This is a genomic window from Kitasatospora sp. NPDC093806, from assembly GCF_040683335.1.
Classification (GTDB): domain Bacteria; phylum Actinomycetota; class Actinomycetes; order Streptomycetales; family Streptomycetaceae; genus Kitasatospora.
Map to the genome: position 1 here is coordinate 1 of NZ_JBFBDO010000097.1, position 23,994 is coordinate 23,994.

A 23,994-nucleotide genomic window follows, 5' to 3' on the forward strand; every position below is an offset into this window, starting at 1 on the left:
CCCCGCCGCACCCGGGCGCGGTGCCGCCCCCGCCGCCCGGCGCGTTCCCGCCCCCGCAGGCGCAGGGCTTCGCCCGCCCCGGCCCGGAGCTCACCGAGGGCCTGGTGGTCTGCCCGATCTGCCGCAGCCCGCAGACCGGCCGGTTCTGCGAGGAGTGCGGGTACGACTACGACCTGTCGGCGCCGCAGCGCGCCCCGCAGCCGTTCCCGGCGCCCGCCGCGCCGCCGCCCGCGCCCGCCCCGCTCAACATCCCGGCCGCGTACGGCGGCGGGCCGGAGGCGTACGGCAGCGGGCCGGAGGCGTACGAGCCGCCCGCCGCCCACCAGCCCGTCCACCAGCCGGTGGCCGGTCCGCCGCAGCCTCCGCACCCGCAGGCTCCGCACCCGCAGCCCGGTCCGCCGTCCGGCTACGGCTACCCGCCGCCGCTGCCCGCCCCCGGCGAGGCCCCGGCGCCGCACCACGCGCCCCCGTTCCCGGAGGCGCCGTACCAGGAGGCGGCGTACCAGGAGGCGCCGAACGCGCCGTACCAGGAGCAGCCCGGCGCGCCGGTCCACCCGGACCAGGCGCCGCGCGAGGACTCCGGCCCGGTCTACGCCCAGCCCGGCCCGGCCCGGCGCGGGGACGAGTTCGGCACCTCGTTCACCCTCGCCCCGCCGCTGCCGCCGCAGCCCGGCCCGCCGTCGGGACCGGCCGCCGCCGAGCAGGCGCGGGCCACCTGGTTCGCGGTGATCGCGGCCGACCGCGAGTACTTCACCGAGATGATGACCCGCAGCGGTCCGGAGGCGGCGGGCCTGTTCTTCCCGCCGTACTGCCCCGAGCGGCGGATCCCGCTGACCGGGCGCGGCCAGCTGCGGATCGGCCGGCGCAGCCAGCACCGCGGCACGGTGCCGGAGATCGACCTCTCGGTCGCGCCGGAGGATCCGGGCGCCTCGCACCAGCACGCCCTGCTGGCGGAGCAGCCGGACGGCAGCTGGGTGCTGGTCGACCAGGACTCCACCAACGGCACGACGGTGAACGGCGGTGCGCAGGCGATCGCCCCGCACACGGCGATCCCGCTGAACGACGGCGACCGGATCCACATCGGCGCCTGGACCACGATCACCCTGCACCGGGCCTGAGGACCGGAGCGCGGAGGACCGGAGGAGCCTAGGACGGCCCTCCGGTTCACCAAGATCGACACAGTTGTAAAAATGATCATCAAATGATGCTCAGACGACTCCCGGTGACGGCCTGTCGCCCCTACGCTCAGTCGCTATGACTGCTGCTATATCCGCGGACGGAATCCGTCAGCGGTACGGGGACGTGCAGGCCGTCGACGGGGTGTCACTCACCGTCGAGGCCGGCGAATTCTATGGGATCCTCGGCCCGAACGGGGCCGGGAAGACCACCACGATGGAGATCCTGGAGGGGATCCGCAAGCCCGACGAGGGCCGGATCGAGCTGCTGGGGCTGGCGCCCTGGCCGCGCAACCCCAAGCTGCTGCCGCGCATCGGCGTCCAGTTCCAGGCCTCCGCGTTCTTCAACAAGCTGACGGCGCGGGAGACCATCCGCACCTTCGGCTCCTTCTACGGCGTCGGCCCCAAGGGCGCCGACGCGATGCTGGAGCGGGTCGGCCTGACCGAGTCGGCCGGGGTGATGACCGACAAGATGTCCGGCGGCCAGGCCCAGCGCCTGTCGATCGCCTGCGCGCTGGTGCACGGCCCGGAGCTGGTGTTCCTGGACGAGCCCACCACCGGTCTCGACCCGCAGGCCCGCCGCAACCTCTGGGACCTGCTGCGCGACATCAACGCCGAGGGCCGCACCGTCGTCCTCACCACCCACTACCTGGACGAGGCCGAGGTGCTCTGCGACCGCGTCTCGGTGATGGACCACGGCCGGATCCTGCGCACCGGGGCACCCGCCGCGCTGGTCCGCGAGATCGACGACACCGTCCGGATCAGCGTGGAGTCCGGCCAGCTGGCCCTGGACACCGCGCGCGAGCTGTTCGCCGCCGCGGGGGCGGAGATCTCCTCGCTGGAGGACGACGGCGTCCTGCTCTCGCTCTCCACCCGGCTGCCCGCGCCGGTGCTCGCCGTCCTGGCCGAGCGCAACGCGCTGCGCGGCCTGGAGGTCCGCGGGGCCACCCTGGAGGACGTCTTCCTCCAGCTCACCGGACGGGAGTACCGCGCATGACCGCCGACGACACCAAGGCCGGGACGGGGACGGTCCCCGCCCAGCGCCGGGCCCCGGGCCCCGGCGCGCCGGCCGAACGCGAACGGGTGTCCGCGTTCGTCAGCCTCTCCCGGGTGATGCTGGTCGCCTTCCTCCGCGACAAGAGCGCGGTCTTCTTCGTCCTGCTCTTCCCGCTGATGTTCCTGCTGCTGTTCGGCACCCTGCTCAAGGGAGCGTCCAGCCCGCACGCCAAGGTGGAGCAGGTCGGCGCCGTCCGGCTGCTGGACTCGGTCCAGGGCGAGGCCCGCGCCGGGCTGGAGCACGTGCTGACCATCACCCGCGGCGAGGACGAGGCCGCCACGCTGGAGAAGGTCCGCAAGGGCGACCTGGACGCGATGATCAAGGAGGGCCCGGACGGCACGGTGGTGGTCCGCTACAGCGCGGCCGACCAGGTCCGCGCGGGCACGGTCCAGGGCATCGTCAACTCCGTGGTCCAGCAGGCCAACCAGGTCGCCAGCGGCAAGGCGCCCGCGTACACGCTGGAGAGCAGCCGGGTCGAGGACGAGTCGCTGAAGCCGATCCAGTTCCTCACCCCCGGCCTGCTGGGCTGGGCGGTGGCGATGGGCGCGGTGTTCAGCGCCGCGATGACGCTGGTCGGCTGGCGGCAGAAGAAGGTGCTGCGCCGGCTGCGGCTCGCCCCGGTGAGCCCCGGGGCGATCGTCGCCTCCCGGGTCGCGGTCTCGGTGCTGACCGCGCTGGTCCAGACGGCGATCTTCCTGGTCGTGGCCACCATGCCGTTCTTCGGGCTGAAGCTCACCGGCGACTGGTGGCTGATCGTGCCGCTGGTGGTCTGCGCGACCATCGCCTTCATGTCGATCGGCCTGCTGGCCGGCTCGATCGCGAAGACCGAGGAGGCCGCCAACGGCCTCTCGCAGATCATCGTGCTGCCGATGTCCTTCCTGTCCGGCTCGTTCTTCCCGACCGACGACATGCCGGGCTGGCTGAAGGCGATCTCCGAGGCGCTGCCGCTCAAGCACCTGGTCAGCGCCGCCCAGTCGGTGCTCTCCCGGGGCGGCGGCGTGATGGACGCGCTGCCGACCATGGGCGGCCTGCTGCTCTTCTCCGCCGTGCTGACCGCCATCTCCTGGCGGCTGTTCCGCTGGGAGGACTGACCCTCCGGCTGCCCCGGCACCGCCCGGAGAGCCGCTCGCGCGGGGTCGTACGCCGGTGGTCCTGGTCCCCAGGTCCCGGTGTACGACCCCGCCGCCGTCTGCGACCATGGTCGGGTGAACGAGATCCGGCGTGGCACGCTCAGCGAGGAGACCTTCTTCGAACAGGTCGGCGGCGAACCGACCTTCCGGCGGCTGGTCCACCGCTTCTACCAGGGCGTCGCCGAGGACGAGTTGCTCCGGCCGATGTACCCCGAGGAGGACCTCGGCCCGGCCGAGGAGCGGTTCGCGCTCTTCCTCATGCAGTACTGGGGCGGCCCGCGCACCTACAGCGAGCAGCGCGGCCACCCGCGGCTGCGGATGCGCCACGTGCCGTTCAAGGTGGACCGGGCGGCGCACGACGCCTGGCTGAAGCACATGCGGGTGGCCGTCGACGAGCTGGAGCTGCCGCAGGACGCCGAGCGCCAGCTGTGGGACTACCTCACCTACGCCGCCGCCTCGATGATCAACACCGAGGGCTGACACCGGCGTTCGCGGGCACCCGGCGGAGCGGGCCCGGGCGGCTACCGGAGCGGGCTGAGCCCGAGGCCGGCGCCGGGTGCGGCCGCCGTCCGGACCGCCACCGAGCCCGCCGGGGCGGACAGCCGCAGCCAGCCGCCGGCCCGGTGCACGGTGAGCGGGGAGCGCGGGCCCAGGAAGCCGATCACATAGGCCGCGTGGGCCGCCCGCAGCGGCAGTTCGGGCAGCGCGCCCACCGGACGGGACCAGATCTCGTCGGCCAGCGCGTCCAGCACCGCACGGGTCCGGTGGTGCGCCGGGACGGCCTCGCTGCGCTCGCGGAACTCCCGCACGGCGGCCATCAGTTCGGGGTAGACCCGGTCCACCGGCGGCTCGCCGACCGGGCGCCAGCCGGTGCGCGGCGGCAGCAGTCCGGCCCAGGCCGGGCCGGTGACCGGGCCGGGCAGGGCCACCGTGTCCGCCTCGCCGTCGACGCCGTCCAGCAGCTGTCCGGCCGAGACCGTCAGGTCGACCGGCTCGGTGAGCCCGGCGATCCGGGCGGTGCGCACCGCCAGCGCGCCGGAGCCGCCCAGCGGCAGCCGCCCGAAGACGGCCAGCACGCCGGTGCCGTCCGGCCGCGGCACGGCCTGCAACCGGACCGCCGCCGCCTTGTCGAAGCGCAGCAGGCGGACCAGGAAGGCGGCCAGGTCGGCGGCCTCCCCGGTGTCGGCGAGGGCGAGGGCGACGGTGCTGTTCAACGCTTCGGCTCACATCCGGGCAGCAGGGGCTTCGGGGACACGGGTGGGTCAGACGGCGACGGGCGCCGGCTCCTCGTCCATGAAGCGCCCCAGGAACTCCCGCTCCACCGGGCTTATCCGGCGCGGCCGGCCCTCGGCGAGGTCGTAGGGGACGACCACGGTGGAGGCCCGGACGTACACCGTCTCGGTGCCGTCCTCGGCGGTGTCCTTGATCTCGTAGGAGACGGTCAGCGAGGCGCCGCCGATCCTGGTCACCCAGGTCTCGATGGTGACCGGCTCGGGCCGGTGCACCAGCGGGCGCTTGTAGTCGATCTCGTGGCGGGCCACCACCGAACCGCCCGCGAACTCGCCCGCGCCGGCCGCGGCGGCCTGGGTGAACATGAAGTCGATCCGGGCCTCCTCCAGGTAGCGCAGGAAGACCACGTTGTTGACGTGTCCGAACGCGTCCATGTCGGACCAGCGCAGCGGGCAGGCGTAGATGTGGCGTGCCACGGGTGTTCTCCTCGACGTCCGGTGCCCGCCGGCGGTCGTGCCGGTCGGGCCGCGGCCCGGCAGGCCGCCCCTCCTGGGGAAGTCTGCCGGGCCGTCGTGACGGCTGGGTGTCAGCCTCGGGTCAGCTTCTTGTAGGTGGCCCGGTGCGGACGGGCGGCGTCGGCGCCCAGTCGCTCGATCTTGTTCTTCTCGTACGACTCGAAGTTGCCCTCGAACCAGAACCACTTGCTGTCGCCCTCGTAGGCGAGGATGTGGGTGGCGACCCGGTCCAGGAACCAGCGGTCGTGCGAGATGACCACGGCGCAGCCGGGGAACTCCAGCAGCGCGTTCTCCAGCGAGGAGAGGGTCTCGACGTCGAGGTCGTTGGTGGGCTCGTCGAGGAGCAGCAGGTTGCCGCCCTGCTTCAGGGTGAGCGCCAGGTTGAGGCGGTTGCGCTCACCGCCGGAGAGCACGCCGGCCGGCTTCTGCTGGTCCGGGCCCTTGAAGCCGAACGCCGAGACGTAGGCGCGGGACGGCATCTCGACCTGGCCGACGTTGATCCAGTCCAGACCGTCGGAGACGACCTCCCAGAGGGTCTTCTTCGGGTCGATGTTGGCGCGGCTCTGGTCGACGTAGCTGATCTTGACCGTCTCGCCGACCTTGACCTTGCCGCTGTCCGGGGTCTCCAGGTCCTGGAGCATCTTGAACAGGGTGGTCTTGCCGGCGCCGTTCGGGCCGATGATGCCGACGATGCCGTTGCGCGGCAGGGTGAAGCTGAGGTCGTCGATCAGGACCTTCTCGCCGAAGGCCTTGTTGAGGTTCTCGACCTCGATGACGACGCTGCCCAGACGCGGGCCCGGCGGGATCTGGATCTCCTCGAAGTCCAGCTTCCGCATCTTGTCGGCCTCGGCCGCCATCTCCTCGTAGCGGGCCAGACGCGCCTTCGACTTGGCCTGGCGGCCCTTGGCGTTGGAGCGGACCCACTCCAGCTCTTCCTTGAGCCGCTTGGCGCGCTTGGCGTCCTTCTGGCCCTCGACCTTGAGACGGGACTGCTTGGTCTCCAGGTAGGTGGAGTAGTTGCCCTCGTACGGGTAGGCGCGGCCGCGGTCGAGTTCGAGGATCCACTCGGCGACGTTGTCCAGGAAGTACCGGTCGTGGGTGACCGCGACGACGGTGCCCTTGTACTTCTCCAGGTGCTGCTCCAGCCAGTTCACCGACTCGGCGTCCAGGTGGTTGGTGGGCTCGTCGAGCAGCAGCAGGTCGGGGGCCTCCAGCAGCAGCTTGCAGAGCGCGACGCGGCGCTTCTCACCACCGGAGAGCTTGGTGACCGGCCAGTCGCCGGGCGGGCAGCCCAGGGCGTCCATGGCCTGCTCCAGCTGGGCGTCCAGGTCCCAGGCCTCGGCGTGGTCCAGGTCCTCCTGGAGCTTGCCCATCTCGTCGAGCAGCGCGTCCGAGTAGTCGGTGGCCATCAGCTCGGCGATCTCGTTGAAGCGGTTGAGCTTCCCCTTGATCTCCTTGACGCCGTCCTCGACGTTCTCCAGAACGGTCTTGGACTCGTCGAGCGGCGGCTCCTGGAGCAGCATGCCGACGGTGAAGCCGGGCGAGAGGAAGGCGTCGCCGTTGGAGGGCTGCTCCAGGCCGGCCATCATCTTCAGCACGGTGGACTTACCGGCACCGTTGGGGCCCACGACGCCGATCTTCGCTCCGGGGAGGAAGCTGAGCGTCACGTCGTCAAGGATGACCTTGTCTCCGTGAGCCTTGCGCACCTTGCGCATCGTGTAGATGTATTCCGCCACGTGAGATCGCTCCGGCGTCGTCGGGAGTATTCGGCTTGCAGCCTTCCATTGTGCCGCACCGGACCAGGAGCCCCGAACCCTGTTATGCCCCGCTCGCCTCCGGGCGCGAAGCGGCCCGGCTCCCCGCGCACATGGTGCGGGGAGCCGGGCCGGGTGCTACCGGTTCAGTGACCGATCACTGACCGTTCGCTGCCTCAGGCGGCGGTGCCACCGTGGCGGCCGCGACGGCGCAGCAGGAAGACCGCGGCACCGCCGGCCACGACCAGACCGCCGGCGACGGCGGCGATGATCGGGGTGGCGTCGTTACCACCGGTCTGGGCCAGACCACCGGTGGTGCCGGGGGCCGAGCTGGTCGGCGCCGGGGCCGGGTGGGCGGCCGTGGTGGTGGCGGAGGCCGACGGGGTCGCGCTCGGGGTGGCCGAGGCGGTGGCGGTCGGGGCCGGGGTGGTCGGCGCCGGGGTCGACGGCTTGGCCGTGGTCGGGGTGGCCGACGGGGTGGCGGTCGGCGTGGTCACGCTGGCGTTCTTGCAGTCCAGGATGCCCTTGAAGTTCTTGCTGAAGTTGTTCGGGCCGGTGACCGTGATGTCGTAGGCGGCGTCCTCGGCGACCGGGACGACCACGGTCTCGATCTTGCCCGGCTGGACGGTGATGTCCTTGCCCGGCTTCACCGAGACGGTGGCGGCCTCGTCGCCGCCGTTGGCGACGGAGACCTTGACGCCGTTGGCGACGCACTCGACCTGGGCGGCGCTGTCGACCAGCGGGCCCTTGGCGGCCTTCCAGGTGGCCTTCGCGGCGTCCTTGACGTTGAGCTTGGTCGAGCCGGCCAGGATCATGGTCTGGCTGTGCCGGGCCGGGGTGTAGCCCTTGCTGAGGAAGACGCGGCCGCTGGGCACGACGGTCTCGGCGGAGGCGTTGACGGTGGCCGAGCCGTCCGGGGTGCCGGCCGGCACGTCCAGGAACAGCTGGGTGTCCTTGGCGACCGGGCCGAGAGCGGCGACCGGCTTGCCGTCCTTGTCGACCAGCTTGACCTTGTCGGCGGAGTCACCGGTGACGGCGAGCTTCACCTCGTTGGCGCTGGAGTTGATGGTGAACGGGCCGACCTTGCCGCCCGGCTTGCCGGACACCGAGTCCGGGGTGAGGCTCAGCGAGGGCTTGGGCTCGGCGGCGATGCCCTTGTTCTTCTCGCTGACCAGGTAGTCGCGCAGCTGCTTGGCCTCGGCGTCGACCGGGGTGGCGTTCTTGCCGTCGGAGAACTTCCAGATCGCGGCCTGGGTGCCGGCGGCGGCGTCCTCCTTGGTCAGCTCGCCCTTGACGCCCGCGTCGGCGGCGAGCTTCTTGAGGTCGGTGACCTGCGGGTAGGAGTTCTCCAGGATCCAGCGGATCTTGGACGCGTCCTGGGCCTTCTCCGGGCGGCCGAGCGAGCTCGACTTCCAGTCGGACTCCTGGTACTCGATCGCCGCGGTGATGTCGACCGGGTGGTCGATGTCGATGCAGTACGTCTTGATCTCGCCGTCGGCGGTCTTGAGGGTGAAGAGTCCGCCCTGGATGGAGCGGCTGCCCTCGATGGCGATCTCTTCGCTCAACATGACCGGCTGGACCACTGCCGTGACGCCGGCGCCCGGGGCGTCGGCCGCGACCGCCGCACCGGCCGCGAACAGGCCCCCGCCCAGCGCAACGCTGGTCGCGAGCATGACAGTGGTGATTCGGGGAAGACTCCGCCCCTGCCTCTGGAACATCTTGGGATCCCTCCGGGCCGGGCCATGCCGATGGGCAGCCCGCCTTGCTCGCTGCGCCCCCTGTGGCGCCGCTACATGATGTGAACCAGACGAATCCTATGGAGCCCCACGAGCCCGGAAACCCCCATGCGAAATCAGGACGATTCCGTATCTGGATCGTTATCAACGCGCTCAGTATCCACACAAGCTGACGGACAGCCAGAATAGGCGGAGCTTTCCGTTAACCGGTAGGGGATTACCCGGACAGGGACAACAACCGTCTCGATTCGCATATTTGTCGACAGTCAAGGCGTCCGGACGGTCACCTCCCCGGCCTCGCCCGACTGCTCGGCCGGCTCCTCCTCCGCCCCCTCCTCCACTCCCCCCGCCGCGGCCCGCCGCACCCGCAGGGCGTCCACGATCCACCCGGGCACCGCCTCACCCACCGTCACCCCGACCTTCCCATCGACCTCCCCGCCGACCGCCGGCCCGGCCGCGGCGACGGCGACCCCGCCCGAGCCGGCCGAACCACCCGCGGACGCGCTCCGCGCCCCCGGCGCCCAGGTGAACCTCGCCGTACCACGGCTCAGGTCGTGTCCGACCGATCGGGCGTCGATCTCCACCCGGCTCCGCTTCGCCTCGCCGTCCGCCCACTCCCGCACCCTCAACCGCCCGCTCACCACCACCGGATCCCCCTTCGACAGCGAGCCGATCAGGTGCCCGGCCAGCGCCCGCCAGGCCGTCACCGTCACCCACTGCGTCTCGCCGTCCACCCAGCCGTCCCGGGACCGGTCGTAGCGCCGCTCGGTCGACGCCAGCCGGAAGTTCGCGACCGGCACCCCGCCGGCCGTCTCGGTGTACGTCACCTCGGTGGCGACATTCCCGATCACCGTCACCAGGGTCTCGTTCACAACCACGCTCCGTTCTCTCGGTTGCACCGTACGGAATCGACCGGTGTGCATTGAGAGTGCACTTCTCGGGAAATCCGTGAAGGCCGGATCGAAAATCCTGTGGACAACTCGGGGCTGTGGAAAACTGCCGTCGCCCGCAGGGGTGAATTTCAGCCTTTGTGTGACCGTCGACCCCGGTCTCTTCGGGGTCATGACAACAATCGTCCCGGCCCGACAGTGCCCCGGACACCCCCAGGGGTGGCTCCGCCGGCCGTCCGCGCACGTCATCCGACCGAACGAACCCGAATGCGGCCCCCCACCCGCGTCGATGCGGGCCCCGACGGCGGCGCTTTCTCCGTGCCGAATCCATAACGGGTGGGCAGACAGCCCCGTAACGACTGCACAACGTCCGGCGCGGAAGACCGCCAGACCGCTGCACTCACGGCTTCCACCTGCGATTATCGGACCGCTCCACCGAGGCCGACACACCAACGGCGGTGTCGTAACACCCGGCCGAGGAACGGGACACCCTTATCCTGTCCCCGACAGGGCAAGGACCCGCCACCCCCCACACCCCACTCTCAGGTACGGGGACGGACAGCGGGCGCCACGCGCCCACCGCCCGATCCCGGCAACGGTCGTGCCCACCCGGGCACCGCCCGTCCCGCCCCCATAGCTCAGCGGATAGAGCACCCGCCTTCTAAGCGGTAGGTCGCAGGTTCGAATCCTGCTGGGGGCACAACGCAACACCCGGCCGCGGCTCCGCCGCCCGGTTCGCGCATTACCCGTACCGGTCAAATTGCCGGACGGCGCGGGACCGGACGCGGCACCTCCCGACACCCAGCGCGCATAACCCGTGACCATCCGTGTCATGCACGCCCCGAAAAGTCGGCCCGCAGGAATTCCGGTACCGGAAACAGCCGATTTCGCCCGGTGAACCACCCGGGTCCGGAACGGCCGGGCGCCGGGCCGGCACCAGGCCGACGCCAGGCCGGTACCGGGCGCCTAGGCCGCTGCCAGCCCCGCGAGGTAGGCGTCCAGCAGCGCCAGCTGCCGCTCCGCCGGGAACTCCGCCGGCGCGAACAGCGCCTGCACCACCAGCCCCAGCGCGAAGGCCTGCGCCCCCGCCGCGAGCTGCTCCGCCGACGGCCCGGCCGGCAGCTCGCCGAGCCGCTGCGCGGCCGCCACGCAGTCGGCCAGCAGCCCGCGCGCCCGCGCGTACCGGGCCGCGTGCGCGGCGGCCAGCTCCGGATCGGCCAGCGCGACGTCCCAGGAGCCGACCCAGATCCGGTTGCCGGCCACGGCCGGCCCGTCCAGCGGCAGGATGTCCAGCAGCGCCGCCCGGAGCCGGGCCAGCCCCTCCGGCGGCGGGCTGCCGTCGGTCGGCGCGATCCTTCGGGGCCGCGCCAGCGAGCGCCGGTCCAGCACGTCGAGCGCGTGCGCGACCAGCGCCTTCTTGCTCGGGAAGTAGTGCGTCAGCAGCCCCGTGCTGGCCCCCATCTCGGCCGCCACCGCGCGCAGCGTCAGCCCCTCGAAGCCCCGGGTGGACAGCACCCGCCACACCGCCTCCGAGACTTCGGTACGGCGGGCTTCATGGTCTCCACGGGCGGGTGTCATAGTGGCTATCTTACGTACCAAACGTTTGTTATGTACGAACCAGTCGAACCGCCCCTCGAAAGGTCCGCCCATGTTCGCCATCCCCCTCGCCGAGAACGCCGAGCTCCGCCCGCTGGAGCCGTGGCGGGCGCCCGAGTACCTGGAGCACATCGAGCGCGGCCGCGCCCACATCGACGCCTGGATCGGCTGGGCCGCCCTCGCCACCGACCTCGACTCGGCCCGCGCCGTCCTGCAGGGCTACGCCGACCGGCAGGCCGCCGACACCGCCCGGCTCTACGGCATCTGGCTGGACGGCACCCTGGTCGGCGGCGTGATGTTCGTGAGCTTCGACGTCCGGAGCGGCACCGCCGAGATCGGCGTCTGGACCGAGCCCGCCGGCCAGGGCCGGGGCCTGGTCACCACCGCCGTCCGGCACCTGATCGACTACGCCTTCACCGTCCGGGGCATGCACCGGCTGGAGTGGCGCAACAAGCCGGAGAACCTCCGCAGCCGGGCGGTCGCCCAGCGGCTGGGCTTCACCCTGGAGGGCGTCATGCGGGAGAGCTACCTGCACCAGGGCGTCCACTGCGACGGCGAGGTCTGGTCGCTGCTCACCCACGAGTGGAAGCCGCAGGGCGGCCCGGCCGCCTGAGCCCTGCGGCGGCGAAGGCGACACAGCGGCGGGGGCCGGTGGACGATTCCACCGACCCCCGCCGCCCGCCGCCGGCCCGCACCCCCGTGCCGGGCCGCCGACCGCACCGCTCGCCCGCTCAGGCGGCCAACGCCTGCTCCCCCCGGCTCGGCTCCGCCGCCGGGCGCGGCTTCAGCCGCAGGGCCAGCAGCAGCGCCAGCGCCATCACCCCGGCCGCCGAGAAGAAGACCACGTCCACCGCGTCCACGAAGCTCGCCACCGCGTGCGCCCGGGCCGGCCCGGTCAGCCGGCCGACCGCGCCCAGCGGCAGCCCCGGCTCGCTGCCGTCGAACGCCCGGGCCAGCACCGTGCCGAAGAGCGCCGCGCCCAGCGCGCCGCCGAGCGTCTGGAAGAACCGGATGCCGGTGGTGGCCACCCCCAGCTGGTGCCGCGGCGCGGCGTCCTGGACGACCCCGATGAGGTGGCCGATCAGCTGGCCGAGGCCCACGCCGAGCAGCACCAGTTCGGCCCGGACCAGCCAGAGCGAGGTCTCCGGTCCGCTCAGCCCGAGCAGCAGCAGCGCGGTGGCGGCGCAGGCGGAGCCGGAGACCAGGATGGTGCGCACCGACCAGCCGCGCGCCTCCAGCTTGTTGACCGCCAGGCCGACCGCGGTCATGCCGACCGCCATCGGGATCAGGTAGAGGCTGGCCGAGGTCGCGGCGACGCCCCGGGCGACCTGCAGGTAGAGCATCACGTACATGATCGCGCCCATCAGGCCCATGCCGACCAGGCCCTGCACCGCGAAGCCGATCCGGATCTCCGGGACGCGGAACAGCGAGAGCGGCAGCACCGGGTCGGCGGCGGTGGCCTGGCGCCAGAGGAAGAGGCCGAGCGCGAGCAGGGTCGCCGCGCCCAGGCCGAGGATCTCCGGGGAGGTCCAGGCGTGGTCCTTGCCGCCCCACTCGGTGACCAGCAGCAGACCGGTGGCGAAGGCGGCGGCGAGGGTCGCGCCGAGGAAGTCCAGGCCGCGCCGGCCGGCCGACGCCGGGAGCTTGAGCACCAGCACGGCGCCGAGCAGGACGAGCAGGCCGATCGGCAGGTTGACGTAGAAGATCCAGCGCCAGTCCAGGTGGTCCGCGAGCAGCGCGCCGACCAGCGGCCCGACGGCCATGCCCCCGCCGCCGACGATGCCGCCGAACCCGCCGCCACCGCCGGAACCCTCCTCGTCCGGGTCCTTGAGCTGGGCCATCACCACCATGGTCACGCTCATCAGCCCGCCGCCGCCGATGCCCTGGACGGCCCGGAAGGCGATCAGCTGCTCCATCGACTGGGCCGCCCCGCAGAGCGCGGAGCCGAGCAGGAAGGTGCCGACCGCCCCGATCAGCACCCGCTTGGCGCCGTACGCGTCGCAGAGCCGGCCGTAGAGCGGCAGCACCGCGGTGGCGGCCAGGGCGAAGGCGCTGACCAGCCAGGGCAGTCGGTCGACGCCGTGCACCGGGTCGAGGTCCCGGACGATCGGCACGGTGGCCGCCGAGACGATGTTCATGTCGAGCACGGCCAGGATGATCGTGATCAGGCAGATCAGCATGCCGAGCTTGCGCTCGGCCCCGGTCATCGGCCCTGCTGCCGGCGCGGTGGCGGCCATCGGAATCCCCCCAGGGAACGCGGAGTTCGGGCCCGCGGGCCCGGCGCCGGACCGGGACGGCCGGCGGCACGTCCTCACCATGGCAGGCTTTTTTGACCCGGTCAATTCTTCATCCGGATACATCTTTGATCCTGGTAAAGTCACCCCATGACGAGAAGCACGGTGAGCCCCGGCGGCAATGAGGCCGACGACGAGGCCAAGCTGGGGCTGCGCGAGCGCAAGAAGCGGCAGACCGCGATCCGGCTCTGGCAGACCGCCGTCCGGCTCTTCGCCGAGCGCGGCTTCGACGAGGTCTCGGTCGCCGAGATCGCCGCCGCCGCCGAGGTCTCGAAGATGACCGTCTTCAACTACTTCCCGTCCAAGGAGGACCTCGTCCTCGGCCCGATGGAGCAGCACATCGGGGAACCCGCCCGGGTGGTGCGCGAACGGGCACCCGGCGTCTCGGCGGTGGCCGCGCTGCGCGCCCACTACCTCGCCGCCCTCGCCGCCTTCGACCCCGCGACCGGGCTCAGCGACCAGCAGCAGGTGATCGACGTGGTCGGGCTGATCCACCGCACGCCGGTGCTGGCGCAGCGGGCGTCCTCCGCGTTCGGCCGGGGGACCCGGATGCAGCTCGCCGCCGAACTGCTCGCTCAGGACCCGGCCGGCGACCCGCTGGCGGCCCGCGTCGCCGCCGCCCAGCTCATCGGCACCCAGCTGACCCTGACCGAGGAGAACCAGCGCCGGATGATGGCCGGCGAGCGCGCCGCGGACGTCCTGCCCGAGGCCCTGGCCGACGCCCGGCGGGCCTTCGCCATGGTCGAACTGGGGCTCGGCGACTACTGCGCGGCCACCCCCTGAGAGAGTGGCCGCACCCACACCCTCCCGGAGGTGCCCATGGCCGCCCGGCCGCCGCTGACGCACGACCGCGCCCCGCTGCCCACCGAGGTCGACGGCCTCAACGCCCACCTCGGCGCGGACGGCGTCGCGGTGCTGGAGTTCGACCGCCCGCACCGGCGCAACGCCGTCACCCTGGCGATCTGGCGGGCGCTGCCCGAGGTGCTGAAGCGGCTGGCCGCGGAGCCGGGCGTGCGCGCCCTGCTGGTCACCGGCGCGGGCGGCACCTTCAGCGCCGGCGCGGACATCGACGAACTCGCCGACGTTTACGGCGACCCGGACCGGGCCGACGCGTACCACGCGATCAACGTCGCCGCCGAGGAGGCGCTGGCCGCCTTCCCGCACCCCACCATCGCGGTGGTGCACGGCTCCTGCGTCGGCGGCGGCTGCCAGCTGGCGGTCGCCTGCGACCTGCGGTTCGTCGCCGAGGACGCCCGGCTCGGCATCACCCCGGCCAAGCTGGGCGTGGTCTACCCGGCGGTGCCGACCCTGCGGCTGGCCCGCCTGGTCGGCCCGTCCCGGGCCAAGTACCTGCTGTTCTCGGGCGAGTTGCTGCCCGCCCCGGAGGCGGCCGCGTTCGGCCTGGCCGACAAGGTGCTGCCGGCCGCCGAACTCGACGCCGCCGCCCTGGCCTTCGCCCGCCTGCTGACCACCCGCTCACCGCAGACCATCGGCGCCGTCAAGGCCGCCCTCGCCGTCCCCCCGGACCAGGCCCCCGCCGCCCTCGCCCCCTGGGAACGCCGGTCCCGCCAGACCCCCGACGTCCGGGAAGGCCTCGCCGCCTTCCTCGAACGCCGCCCACCCCGCTTCTGACCCGACCGGGACCCCCATCGGGACCCCGCCGGGACCGCTCGCCCCTGCCTCCGGAGCGAGGGGCGGGCGTCGATACGATCATCCGACTGATCCGTAGCCGAACCTGCCCCTGGAGCACCCCCGCGATGACCGCCGCCACGCCCGTGACGACCTGGGCCCGCCGGGTCACCGACGGCCTGGAGCCGAAGAACGTGATCATCGCCCAGCTGCTCCTGCTCGGCGGCGTCCGGCACGGCTGGCCGGGGCTCGGCTGGGCGGCCTTCGCGGCGCTGTTCGCCGCCGTGATCCCGACCCTGTTCATCCAGCGCGGCATCCGCAAGGGCACCCTGGAGGACCGCCACGTCGGCCACCGGAAGCGCCGGCTGACCGTCATCCCGTTCATCATGGGTTCGGTCGCGACCAGCTTCGCGGTGATGTACGCGGCGCACGCGCCGGGCGACCTCACCGCGATGGTGCTGGCGATGTTCGCCGCGCTGATCCCGATCCTGGTGATCACCGTCTGGTGGAAGGTCTCGGTGCACACGGCGGTGGCGAGCGGCGCCGTGCTCTGCCTGGCGATCGCGCTCGGCCCGTGGTGGCTGCTGCTCTACCCGCTGGTCGCGCTGATCGGCTGGTCCCGGGTGGTGCTGCGGGACCACACCACCGCGCAGACGATCGTCGGCACGGTGGTGGGCGCGGTGTCCGCCGGGCTCACCTTCTGGGCCACCCGCTGAGGCGGATGCTCAGCGGATGGGGAGGCCGGAGATGGTGCGGGCGATGACGAGGCGTTGGATCTCGCTGGTGCCCTCGAAGATGGAGTAGATCGCGCTGTCCCGGTGCATCCGTTCGACCGGGTACTCGCGGGTGAAGCCGTTGCCGCCGAGGATCTGCATCGCCTGGGCGGTCACCCACTTGGCGGTCTCGCCCGCGTAGAGCTTGGACATCGAGCCCTCGGCGGCGGTGAACGGCTGGTTGGTGGCGGCCATCCAGGACGCCCGCCAGACCAGCAGCCGGGCCGCGTCGATCCGGGTCCGCATGTCGGCGAGCTGGAAGGCCACGCCCTGGTTGTCGATGATCGGGCGGCCGAACTGCACCCGGGTCTTCGCGTAGTCGAGCGCCACCTCGTACGCGGCCCGGGCGATGCCGATGGCCTGCGCGCCGACGGCCGGCCGGGAGGCCTCGAAGGTGGCCATCGCCGCGTTCCGGCCGCCCTTGCGGACGCCCTCGCGGGCCCGGGCGAGGCGTTCGTCCAGCTTCTCCTTGCCGCCGAGCAGGCAGTGGCCGGGCACCCGGACGGAGTCCAGCACCACCTCGGCGGTGTGCGAGGCCCGGATGCCGTGCTTCTTGAACTTCTGGCCCTGGCTCAGCCCGGGCGTGCCCGGCGGCACCACGAAGGAGGCCTGGCCGCGGGCGCCGAGCGCCGGGTCGACGGTGGCGACCACCACGTGGACGGCGGCGATCCCGCCGTTGGTGGCCCAGGTCTTGGTGCCGTTCAGCACCCACTCGTCGGCGGCCTCGTCGTAGACCGCCCGGGTGCGCAGCGCGGAGACGTCGGAGCCGGCGTCCGGCTCGGAGGAGCAGAACGCGGCCACCTTGACGTCGTCCGGGGTGCCGAACATCTGCGGCGCCCAGGTGCCGATCTGCTCGTCGGTGCCGTTGGCGAGCACCGCGACGGCGGCCAGGGTGGTGCCGACGATGGACAGGCCGATGCCGGCGTCGCCCCAGAACAGCTCCTCCATGGCGATCGGGATGCCGACGCCGGAGGGGTCGAAGTACTGCTGGGCGTAGAAGTCGAGCGAGTAGATGCCGAGCTTGGCGGCCTCCTGGATGATCGGCCAGGGGGTCTCCTCGCGCTCGTCCCACTCCGCGGCGGCGGGCCGCATCACGTCGGCGGCGAAGCCGTGCAGCCAGTCGCGCACGGCGAGCTGGTCGGCGCCGGGGTCCAGCGAGAAGGTGCTCATGGGTGGGTGCCTCCGAAGAAAGGTGCGACCGACCGGGGGTGTTACCGGCGGTAACATCGACGGAGTCTGCTACTGCTTGGTAACCGGTGTCAACGCCGGAGCGCCGGAACGACCGAGGGAAGCGAAGGAACAGCGCATGGACCCAGAGCCCCGCCGGGAGCAGTTGCTCAACGCCGCCGACCGGGTCATCCAGCGCGAGGGCCCCGGCGCCAGCATGAACGCGATCGCCGCCGAGGCCGGCATCACCAAACCGATCCTGTACCGCCACTTCGGCGACCGGAACGGCCTGGTCCGGGCCCTGACCGAACGCCACACCGGCGGACTGCTGGCCGCCGTCCGGGCCGCGCTCGCCGAACCGCTGGAGCGCCGCGACCGGGTCGAGCACGTGCTGGACACCTACCTCGCCGGGATCGAGGCCCGACCCCAGGTCTACCGGCTGCTCACCCACCCCGAACCGGGCGACCCGAGCGGCGCGGGCAACGCGCTCGCCCCGGCGCTGCGGCAGATCGCCGAGGAGATCACCCGCGCCATCGCCGACCAGGTCGACCTCGGCGCCGACCGCGAACTGCTCGCCGAGGCCTGGGGACGGGCCATCACCGGCATGGTGCTGGCGGCCGGCGACTGGTGGCTCGACGCCCGCCCCTGCTCGCGCACCCGGATGGTCCAGGCGCTCGCCGACCTGCTCTGGGGGCGGCTCGCCGCCGCCGCCGACCTGCCGACCGCCGTGCTGCCCACCGGACCGGCCCCGGAGCCCGCCGACTGACGCTCTCTTGTGCGGAACGCGCGCACCCCGTCATCATCGGGCCCCACCCTCCCCCGCCCCCGGAGGTCCCGATGCGCCCGCGCCGCACCGCCGTCGCCTTGCTGCTCGCCGCCGCCGTCGCCCTCTCCGCCGCCCCGGCCCGGGCCCAACCGGCCCAACCGGCCCAACCGGCCCAACCGGCCCACCGGACAGCGGCGTTCCCCACCGGCACCGCCACCGCCCCGGACGGCCGCACCGACCTCACCGACGCCGCCGGCCGCCGGCTCCAGCTGCGCGGCTTCAACCTCGACAAGTACGCCGAGGCCACCGAACAGGACGTCAGGTCGCTGGCCGCACAGGGCTTCACACTGATCCGGGTGGCCGTCTCGTGGACCCGGCTGGAGCCCGCCCGCGGCCGCCTCGACCCGGCCGAACTGGCCCGGCTGCACCGGCTCCTCGACTGGGCCGACCGGTACGGCGTGCTCGCCCTGGTCGACTTCCACCAGGACGTCTACGGGCCGCGGTTCGGCGGCGGCGACCGCGGCGTCCCGGACTGGGCCACCCGCGACGACGGCCTGCCGTTCGAACCGGACCCGGACGACTGGTTCGCCGGCTACTTCCAGCCCGCCGTCCAGGCCGCCTTCCGGCACCTCTACGACGACCCCGACCTGCGCGCCTGGCAGGCCGACTTCTACACCCGGCTGGCCCGCGAACTGCGCGACCACCGCTCGCTGCTGGGCTACGACCTGTTCAACGAGCCGTTCGGCCCGGTGGACGGCGACCCGACCGACCCGGCGGTGCTCGCCCGCGCCGCCGCCGAACTGGAGACCGGCCGGCTCGCCGACATGTACCGCCGGCTGATCACCGCCGTCCGCGCGGTCGACCGGCGGGCCTGGCTGTTCGTCGAACCGACCGTCCTGGTCGGCCAGGGCGTGCCGACCCGGCTGCCCGGCTTCACCGACCCCCGGCCGGGCACGCCCCGGCTCGGCTACGCGCCGCACTTCTACGACACCGCCGTCGAGTCCGGCGCCGACTGGGACCCGGCCGGCGGCTTCGTCGAGCGCTACACCGCCGCGATCACCGGCTACCCGGCCGCGCACCGGCTGCCGGTGCTGGTCGGCGAGTGGGGGCCGCCGAACTCCCGGACACCCGGCAACGCCCTGCTGGTGCGCCGTCAGGTCGACGCGATGGACGGCTTCGCGGCCGGCTGGGCGATGTGGTACTGGTGCCGGGGCAACGGCGGCTACTGCGCGCTCGACCCGGCCGGCCGGCCCGCCCCGGGCGACGGGCCGGCGTTCGGCCCGTACCCGGTCGCGGTGGCCGGCACGGGCGCCCGCACCACCGCGGACGGCGCCGGGCACACCGTCCGCTGGACCGCCGACGGCACCGGCAGGACCACCGAACTCGCCCTGCCCGCCGCGGCGTTCCCGACCGGCGCGCGGATCGCCGTACAACCGGCCGGGGCCCTGGTCGAGCTCGACCAGCCGTCCGGCGACCGGGCCGGCCGGGCCCTGATCCGCCTCCCGCACACCCACCCGGGCACCCCGGTCACCGTCACCCTCACCCCGCGCTGAGTGGGCCACCGGGGCCCTCCGGGTCAGAGCGGGCGGCCCTCCGCCCCGAGCCGAAGGGGCGCGCCGGTGCCGCAAGGGAGAAGGGCCAAGCCGCCGACGGAGGAGGTGGCGCCGTGCCCGCCGACCGTCGGCGCCGGATCAGAGCGCCCCGGAGGCGAGCGGGCGAATCACAGCAGCCCGCGCCGGGCCAGCAGCGGGCCGGTCTCCGGGGCGCGCCCGACCACCGCGCGGAAGGAGTCCAGCGCGTCCCGGCTGTCACCGCGCGCCAGCAGCTCGCGCCGGAACACCTCGCCGCTCTCCCGCACGCTCCGGCCGTTCCCCTTGAACCACTCCACGGTGTCGGCGTCCAGCACCTCCGACCAGATGTACGCGTAGTAGCCCGCGCTGTACCCGCCCGCGAAGATGTGCCCGAAGTACGTGGTCCGGTAGCGCGGCGGGATCGCCGCCACCGCCAGCCCGGCCTCGGCCAGCGCCGCCGCCTCGAACTCCCGGGCGTCCGCGATCTCCCGGCCCTCCGGCAGGGTGTGCCAGGCCCAGTCCAGCAGCGCCGCCGCCAGGTACTCGACGGTCCGGAAGCCCTGCCCGAACGACTCCGCCGCCGCCATCCGCTCGACCAGCTCGGCCGGCAGCGGCTCGCCGGTCTCGTGGTGCCGGGCGTAGTTGGCCAGCACCTCCGGCCAGACCATCCACATCTCGTTGACCTGGGAGGGGAACTCCACGAAGTCCCGCGGCACGGCCGTCCCGGCGAAGTACGGGTGGCGCACGTCCGAGAACAGCCCGTGCAGCGCGTGCCCGAACTCGTGGAACAGCGTGCGGACCTCGTCCCAGGAGAGCAGCACCGGCTCCCCGGGCGCCGGCTTGGCGATGTTCAGGTTGTTGTAGACCACCGGCCGCTGCCCCAACAGCCCGGACTGGGTGACCAGTTCGTCCATCCAGGCGCCGCCGCGCTTGGACGCCCGGGCGTGGAAGTCGCCGAGGAACAGGCCCAGCGGGGTGCCGTCCGCCTCGAACACCTCCCAGATCCGCACGTCCGGGTGGTACCCGACGAGGTCCGGGCGCTCGGTGAAGGTCACCCCGTACGCCAGGTTGGCGGCGAAGAACACGCCGTCCCGCAGCACCCGCTCCAGCTCGAAGTAGGGGCGCAGCGCGGCCGCGTCCACCTGGTACGAGGCCTGCCGGACCTGCTCCGAGTAGTACGCCCAGTCGTGCGCGGCGATCTCCTCGACGCCGTCGGCGGCGGCGTGCTTGGCCAGTTCGGCGGCCTCCCGGCGGGCGTTGGCCACGGCCGGCGGCACCAGCCGGGCCAGCAGCGCGTCCACCGCCTCGACGGTGCCGGCCGTCTCGTCGGCGACCACGTACGCGGCGTGGGTGTCGTGGCCGAGCAGCCGGGCCCGCTCGGCGCGCAGCGCGGCCATCCGGATCGCCAGCGGGCCGTTGGTGTCGGCGGCGCGGTCGAGCGAGGCGGCGAGCAGCCGCTCGCGGACCGAGCGGTCGGTGAGCGAGGCCAGTTCGGTCTGGTTGGAGAAGTTCTTCAGGCTGAGCACGTAGGTGCCGTCCCGGCCGAGCGCCCGGCCGTTCTCGGCGGCGGCCGCGATCTCGTCCGGGGAGAGGCCGGCCAGTTCCTCGACGGAGTCCAGCACCAGCGCCCGGGCCTGCGAGTCGGCCGACACGTTCTGCCGGAACTCGGCGGCGGCGGAGGCCAGTTCGGCGTTGATCGCGCGCAGCCGGTCCTGCTCGGCGGCGCCGAGCCGGGCGCCGGCCCGGACGAACGCGGTGTGCCGGCGCTCCAGCAGCCGCAGCGACTCGGCGTCCAGGCCCAGCTCGGCGCGACGGCCGTGCAGCTCCTCGACCCGGGCGAACAGCGCGGCGTCCAGGTGGATCGCGTCGCGGTGGGCGGCCAGCCGCGGGCTGATCTCGGCGTCGATCCGGTCGACCTCGGGCGTGGTGTCGGCGGCGGAGTGGTTCTCGAAGACCCCGCGGACGCGGCGCAGCAGTGCTCCCGAGCGTTCCAGCGCGACCACGGTGTTGTCGAAGGTCGGCGGCTGCGGGTCGGCGGTGATCCCGGCGATCTCGGCCAGCTGCTCGGCCATCCCGCGCTCGAAGGCGGGCAGGTAGTGCTCCGGCCGGATCTCGGCGAACGGCGGCAGTTCGTAGGCCAGGGTGCTCGGCTTGAAGAACGGGTTCTCGGTCATTCCGCCGACCTTACGCGCTGTCATCCGCGCTGCCTACGCCCCCACCGGCCGCCCGGCGCACCCGCCGACGCGCCCGTCAGCGCACCCGCCGGGGCACGCGCGGGGGCGGGCGCCCGGAGCGGCCTGCTCCGGTTGTCGGACCCACCCGCTACCGTCGACTCCGCCCGCCCCGCGTCACCAACCCGCACCGCCCGCCCGACCCGCACCGCCCGACCGACCACCCGCACCGCCGCCGTCGCCGTCGTCCCGCACCGCCGTCCCCGCACCAGCAAGCCCCGCACGAGAGGAGGAGCCCCCCGTGACACCCCGGATCGCCCTCGCCCCCGACCCGCACGGCCCCGGCGGCCGGCTCCAGCCGCTCGACGACGCGGGCACCCCGCTCGGCCCGCCCGTCCCCACCGCCGACCTCGCCGCCGCCGTCGCCGCCCGGGAGGCCGCCGAGCACCCGCGCTGGGTCTGGGCCGCCGCCGAGTCCGGGTACGAGCCGCTGCTCCCCCGGCTGCCCGACCGGCTCGCCCGCTGCCACGACCTGCGGCTGGTCGAGGCGCTGCTGCTCGCCCACGAGGGCCGGTTCGGCGCGCCCCGCTCGCTCGGCGCCGCCTGGGCCCGGCTGCGCGGCCTGCCCGTCCCCGCCGACCTGCCCGAGTCCGGCTCCGCCGAGGCCGACGACGGCCAGGACACCCTGTTCGCCCCGGACCGGCTGCAACTGCCGCCCGGCACCGACCCGCTGACCGCGGTGGTCGCCGTCCACGCCGAGCAGCAGCGCCGGCTGGCCGCGATCGCCGACCCGGCCGCCCGCGCCCGCTTCCGGCTGCTGGTCGCCGCCGAGTCGGCCGGCGCGCTGGCCGCCGCCGAGATGGGCCACGACGGCCTGCCCTGGCGCGCCGACGTCCACGACCGGCTGCTGACCGAGCTGCTCGGGCCGCGCCCGACCGTCCCCGGCACCCAGCCGCGGCTGCTCGCCGACCTCGCCGTCGAACTCCAGCAGGCGCTCGGCGGCCGCCCGTTCAACCCCGACTCGCACAGCCAGGTGCTGCGCGCCTTCGGCGAGGCCGGCATCCAGCTCGCCAGCACCCGGTCCTGGGAGCTGAAGGAGATCGACCACCCGGCGGCCCGGCTGCTGGTCCGCTACAAAGAGCTCGCCCGGATCCACGCCGCGCACGGCTGGGCCTGGCAGGACGCCTGGGCGCGCGGCGGCCGGTTCCGCCCCGAGTACGTGGTCGGCGGCGTGGTCTCCGGCCGCTGGGCCAGCCGGGGCGGCGGCGCGCTGCAGATCCCGCGCATCCTGCGCCGCGCCGTGGTCGCCGACCCGGGCTGGCTGCTGGTCGTCGCGGACGCCGCCCAGCTGGAGCCCCGGGTCCTCGCCGCGCTCTCCGGCGACACCGGGCTGGCCCGCACCGCGGCCGGCGGTGACCTGTACGAGGCGCTCGCCGCCACCGCCTTCCAGGGCGACCGCGACAAGGCCAAGCTCGGCCTGCTCGGCGCCATGTACGGCCAGACCAGCGGGGACATCGGTCCGCTGCTCAACACCCTGCGCACCCGCTACCCGACCGCGATGGGCTACGTCGAGGCGGCCGCCCGCACCGGCGAGGACGGCGGCGTGGTCGCCTCCCGGCTCGGCCGGCCCTGCCCGCCCGCCTCGGCCGACTTCCTCGACCTCACCGAGGCGGAGACGGCCGGCGAGGCAGGCGGCCGCTCGGCCCGCGCCCGCGGCCGGTTCACCCGCAACTTCGTCATCCAGGCCAGCGCCGCCGACTGGGCGCTGGCCCTGCTGGCGGCGCTGCGCCGCCGGCTCGGCGAACTCCCGGTGGCCGCCGCCGACCGGCCGCACCTGGTCTTCTTCCAGCACGACGAGGTGGTGGTGCACACCCCGGCCAACCTGGCCGACGAGGTGGCGGCCGCGGTCGCCGCGGCGGCGGACGAGGCCCGCCGGCTGGTCTTCGGCGACACCCCGGTGCGGTTCCCGCTCAGCACCGCCGTAGTGGAGTGCTACGCCGACGCCAAGTAGTGGCCGCCGGTAGCGGCCCGCCGCCGTCAGCCGGTCACAGCTTGCGGTAGCCCCGCGCCTCCTCCGCCGCCGCGACCACCTCGGCCAGCACCGCCCCGGTCGAGGCGGTCACCGCGGCGGCGACCGCGCCCTCCACGAACGGCGCGTCGACCAGCACCACCCCGGGGTGCGGCTCGTCCTGCAGCACGGTCACCGCGGTCAGCACCGAGCTCCCGAGGTCCGGCAGCACCGCGACGCCCGCCCCGCCGTCCGCCTCGGCGACGGCCCGCGCGATGAGCTCGTAGCTGGTCCCCAGCTCCCCCTCCTCGGTCCCGGCCGCCACCACCACCCGCACCTCATCCGAGGCGAGCTCCCCCAGCAACTCCTTCAACCCCGCCGCCAACGCCCTGCTGTGCGACACCAGCACGATCCCCACATGATCACTCATGGGCGGAACCTTAGAAGGTGCTCCACCCGGGTGATCCACGAACGCCGGATTCCGTACCCACACCGCCCGTCTGGCGTAGCGTCGGGGCAGCACCGTCGGGCG

21 protein-coding genes and 1 tRNA gene are annotated in these 23,994 nt (G+C 73.6%); 12 read left to right on the forward strand and 10 right to left on the reverse strand.

Features of this window, described 5'->3' with window-relative positions:
- The 4 genes from AB0N76_RS31370 to AB0N76_RS31385 all read left to right on the forward strand — a co-directional run.
- A partial coding sequence (locus AB0N76_RS31370) for an FHA domain-containing protein (protein WP_363562921.1) occupies positions 1-1,118 on the forward strand: 1,118 nt, incomplete at its 5' end.
- 136 nt (positions 1,119-1,254) lie between these two features.
- Positions 1,255-2,172 (forward strand): ABC transporter ATP-binding protein, encoded by a 918-nt coding sequence (locus tag AB0N76_RS31375; protein WP_363562923.1) that lies wholly within the window; start codon positions 1,255-1,257, stop codon positions 2,170-2,172.
- Positions 2,169-3,323 carry an ABC transporter permease gene (locus tag AB0N76_RS31380; protein ID WP_363562925.1) on the forward strand — a complete coding sequence of 385 codons (1,155 nt, stop codon included), beginning with the start codon at positions 2,169-2,171 and terminating at the stop codon, positions 3,321-3,323. The genes AB0N76_RS31375 and AB0N76_RS31380 overlap by 4 nt, the downstream gene beginning before the upstream one ends.
- Before the next feature lie 114 nt (positions 3,324-3,437).
- Positions 3,438-3,842, forward strand: a complete 405-nt coding sequence (locus tag AB0N76_RS31385) for a globin (RefSeq protein WP_363562927.1) — start codon at positions 3,438-3,440, stop codon at positions 3,840-3,842.
- A 41-nt stretch (positions 3,843-3,883) separates the two neighbouring features.
- On the opposite strand, the gene AB0N76_RS31390 is transcribed toward AB0N76_RS31385, so the two are convergent.
- The 5 genes from AB0N76_RS31390 to ssb form a co-directional block, all read right to left on the reverse strand.
- Entirely contained in the window at positions 3,884-4,576 is a 693-nt protein-coding gene (locus tag AB0N76_RS31390; RefSeq protein WP_363562929.1) for a hypothetical protein, read from the reverse strand.
- A 48-nt stretch (positions 4,577-4,624) separates the two neighbouring features.
- On the reverse strand, positions 4,625-5,068 hold the full coding sequence (locus AB0N76_RS31395; RefSeq protein ID WP_363562931.1) for a thioesterase family protein: 444 nt from the start codon (positions 5,066-5,068) through the stop codon (positions 4,625-4,627).
- 110 nt (positions 5,069-5,178) lie between these two features.
- The gene (ettA, locus tag AB0N76_RS31400) at positions 5,179-6,843 is read right to left on the reverse strand and encodes an energy-dependent translational throttle protein EttA (RefSeq protein WP_363562932.1); all 1,665 of its coding nucleotides are present in this window, start codon (positions 6,841-6,843) and stop codon (positions 5,179-5,181) included.
- Between the two features lie 194 nt (positions 6,844-7,037).
- On the reverse strand, positions 7,038-8,534 hold the full coding sequence (locus tag AB0N76_RS31405) for a Cys-Gln thioester bond-forming surface protein (RefSeq protein WP_363562934.1): 1,497 nt from the start codon (positions 8,532-8,534) through the stop codon (positions 7,038-7,040).
- Between the two features lie 329 nt (positions 8,535-8,863).
- A complete protein-coding gene (gene ssb / locus AB0N76_RS31410) occupies positions 8,864-9,469 on the reverse strand; it encodes a single-stranded DNA-binding protein (protein ID WP_363562936.1) in 606 nt (201 codons plus the stop codon).
- Positions 9,470-10,114: 645 nt separating this feature from the next.
- Between ssb and AB0N76_RS31415 the strand changes: the two genes are divergently transcribed.
- Positions 10,115-10,187: transfer RNA gene (locus tag AB0N76_RS31415), tRNA-Arg, on the forward strand.
- Positions 10,188-10,453: 266 nt separating this feature from the next.
- Here AB0N76_RS31415 and AB0N76_RS31420 read toward each other — a convergent pair.
- Positions 10,454-11,065 (reverse strand): TetR/AcrR family transcriptional regulator, encoded by a 612-nt coding sequence (locus tag AB0N76_RS31420; protein ID WP_363562938.1) that lies wholly within the window; start codon positions 11,063-11,065, stop codon positions 10,454-10,456.
- A gap of 70 nt (positions 11,066-11,135) precedes the next feature.
- Between AB0N76_RS31420 and AB0N76_RS31425 the strand changes: the two genes are divergently transcribed.
- Complete coding sequence (locus AB0N76_RS31425) at positions 11,136-11,696, forward strand: GNAT family protein (RefSeq protein ID WP_363562940.1); 561 nt, start codon at positions 11,136-11,138, stop codon at positions 11,694-11,696.
- Positions 11,697-11,814: 118 nt separating this feature from the next.
- On the opposite strand, the gene AB0N76_RS31430 is transcribed toward AB0N76_RS31425, so the two are convergent.
- The gene (locus AB0N76_RS31430; protein WP_363562942.1) at positions 11,815-13,320 is read right to left on the reverse strand and encodes an MFS transporter; all 1,506 of its coding nucleotides are present in this window, start codon (positions 13,318-13,320) and stop codon (positions 11,815-11,817) included.
- Between the two features lie 147 nt (positions 13,321-13,467).
- Here AB0N76_RS31430 and AB0N76_RS31435 point away from each other — a divergent pair, with 147 nt between their 5' ends.
- The 3 genes from AB0N76_RS31435 to AB0N76_RS31445 all read left to right on the forward strand — a co-directional run bounded on the left by AB0N76_RS31435 (position 13,468) and on the right by AB0N76_RS31445 (position 15,722).
- A complete protein-coding gene (locus AB0N76_RS31435) occupies positions 13,468-14,160 on the forward strand; it encodes a TetR family transcriptional regulator (RefSeq protein ID WP_363562944.1) in 693 nt (230 codons plus the stop codon).
- A gap of 36 nt (positions 14,161-14,196) precedes the next feature.
- On the forward strand, positions 14,197-15,009 hold the full coding sequence (locus AB0N76_RS31440; RefSeq protein ID WP_363562972.1) for an enoyl-CoA hydratase/isomerase family protein: 813 nt from the start codon (positions 14,197-14,199) through the stop codon (positions 15,007-15,009).
- Between the two features lie 125 nt (positions 15,010-15,134).
- Entirely contained in the window at positions 15,135-15,722 is a 588-nt protein-coding gene (locus AB0N76_RS31445) for a phosphatase PAP2 family protein (protein WP_363562946.1), read from the forward strand.
- 9 nt (positions 15,723-15,731) lie between these two features.
- Here AB0N76_RS31445 and AB0N76_RS31450 read toward each other — a convergent pair whose 3' ends face one another.
- Complete coding sequence (locus AB0N76_RS31450; protein ID WP_363562948.1) at positions 15,732-16,949, reverse strand: acyl-CoA dehydrogenase family protein; 1,218 nt, start codon at positions 16,947-16,949, stop codon at positions 15,732-15,734.
- A 136-nt stretch (positions 16,950-17,085) separates the two neighbouring features.
- Here AB0N76_RS31450 and AB0N76_RS31455 point away from each other — a divergent pair, with 136 nt between their 5' ends.
- Positions 17,086-17,712, forward strand: coding sequence for a TetR family transcriptional regulator (locus AB0N76_RS31455; RefSeq protein WP_363562950.1), 627 nt, complete (start codon positions 17,086-17,088; stop codon positions 17,710-17,712).
- Between the two features lie 71 nt (positions 17,713-17,783).
- Positions 17,784-19,265 (forward strand): cellulase family glycosylhydrolase, encoded by a 1,482-nt coding sequence (locus AB0N76_RS31460; protein WP_363562952.1) that lies wholly within the window; start codon positions 17,784-17,786, stop codon positions 19,263-19,265.
- A 167-nt stretch (positions 19,266-19,432) separates the two neighbouring features.
- Here the strand turns inward: AB0N76_RS31460 and AB0N76_RS31465 are convergent, their stop codons facing one another.
- Entirely contained in the window at positions 19,433-21,457 is a 2,025-nt protein-coding gene (locus AB0N76_RS31465) for a M3 family metallopeptidase (RefSeq protein ID WP_363562954.1), read from the reverse strand.
- A gap of 298 nt (positions 21,458-21,755) precedes the next feature.
- On the opposite strand from AB0N76_RS31465, the gene AB0N76_RS31470 reads away from it, so the two are divergent.
- Positions 21,756-23,465: a bifunctional 3'-5' exonuclease/DNA polymerase gene (locus tag AB0N76_RS31470; protein ID WP_363562956.1), complete on the forward strand. Its 1,710-nt coding sequence runs from the start codon at positions 21,756-21,758 to the stop codon at positions 23,463-23,465.
- A 34-nt stretch (positions 23,466-23,499) separates the two neighbouring features.
- Here the strand turns inward: AB0N76_RS31470 and dhaM are convergent, their stop codons facing one another.
- The gene (dhaM, locus tag AB0N76_RS31475; RefSeq protein ID WP_363562958.1) at positions 23,500-23,892 is read right to left on the reverse strand and encodes a dihydroxyacetone kinase phosphoryl donor subunit DhaM; all 393 of its coding nucleotides are present in this window, start codon (positions 23,890-23,892) and stop codon (positions 23,500-23,502) included.
- Positions 23,893-23,994: the final 102 nt, after the last annotated feature.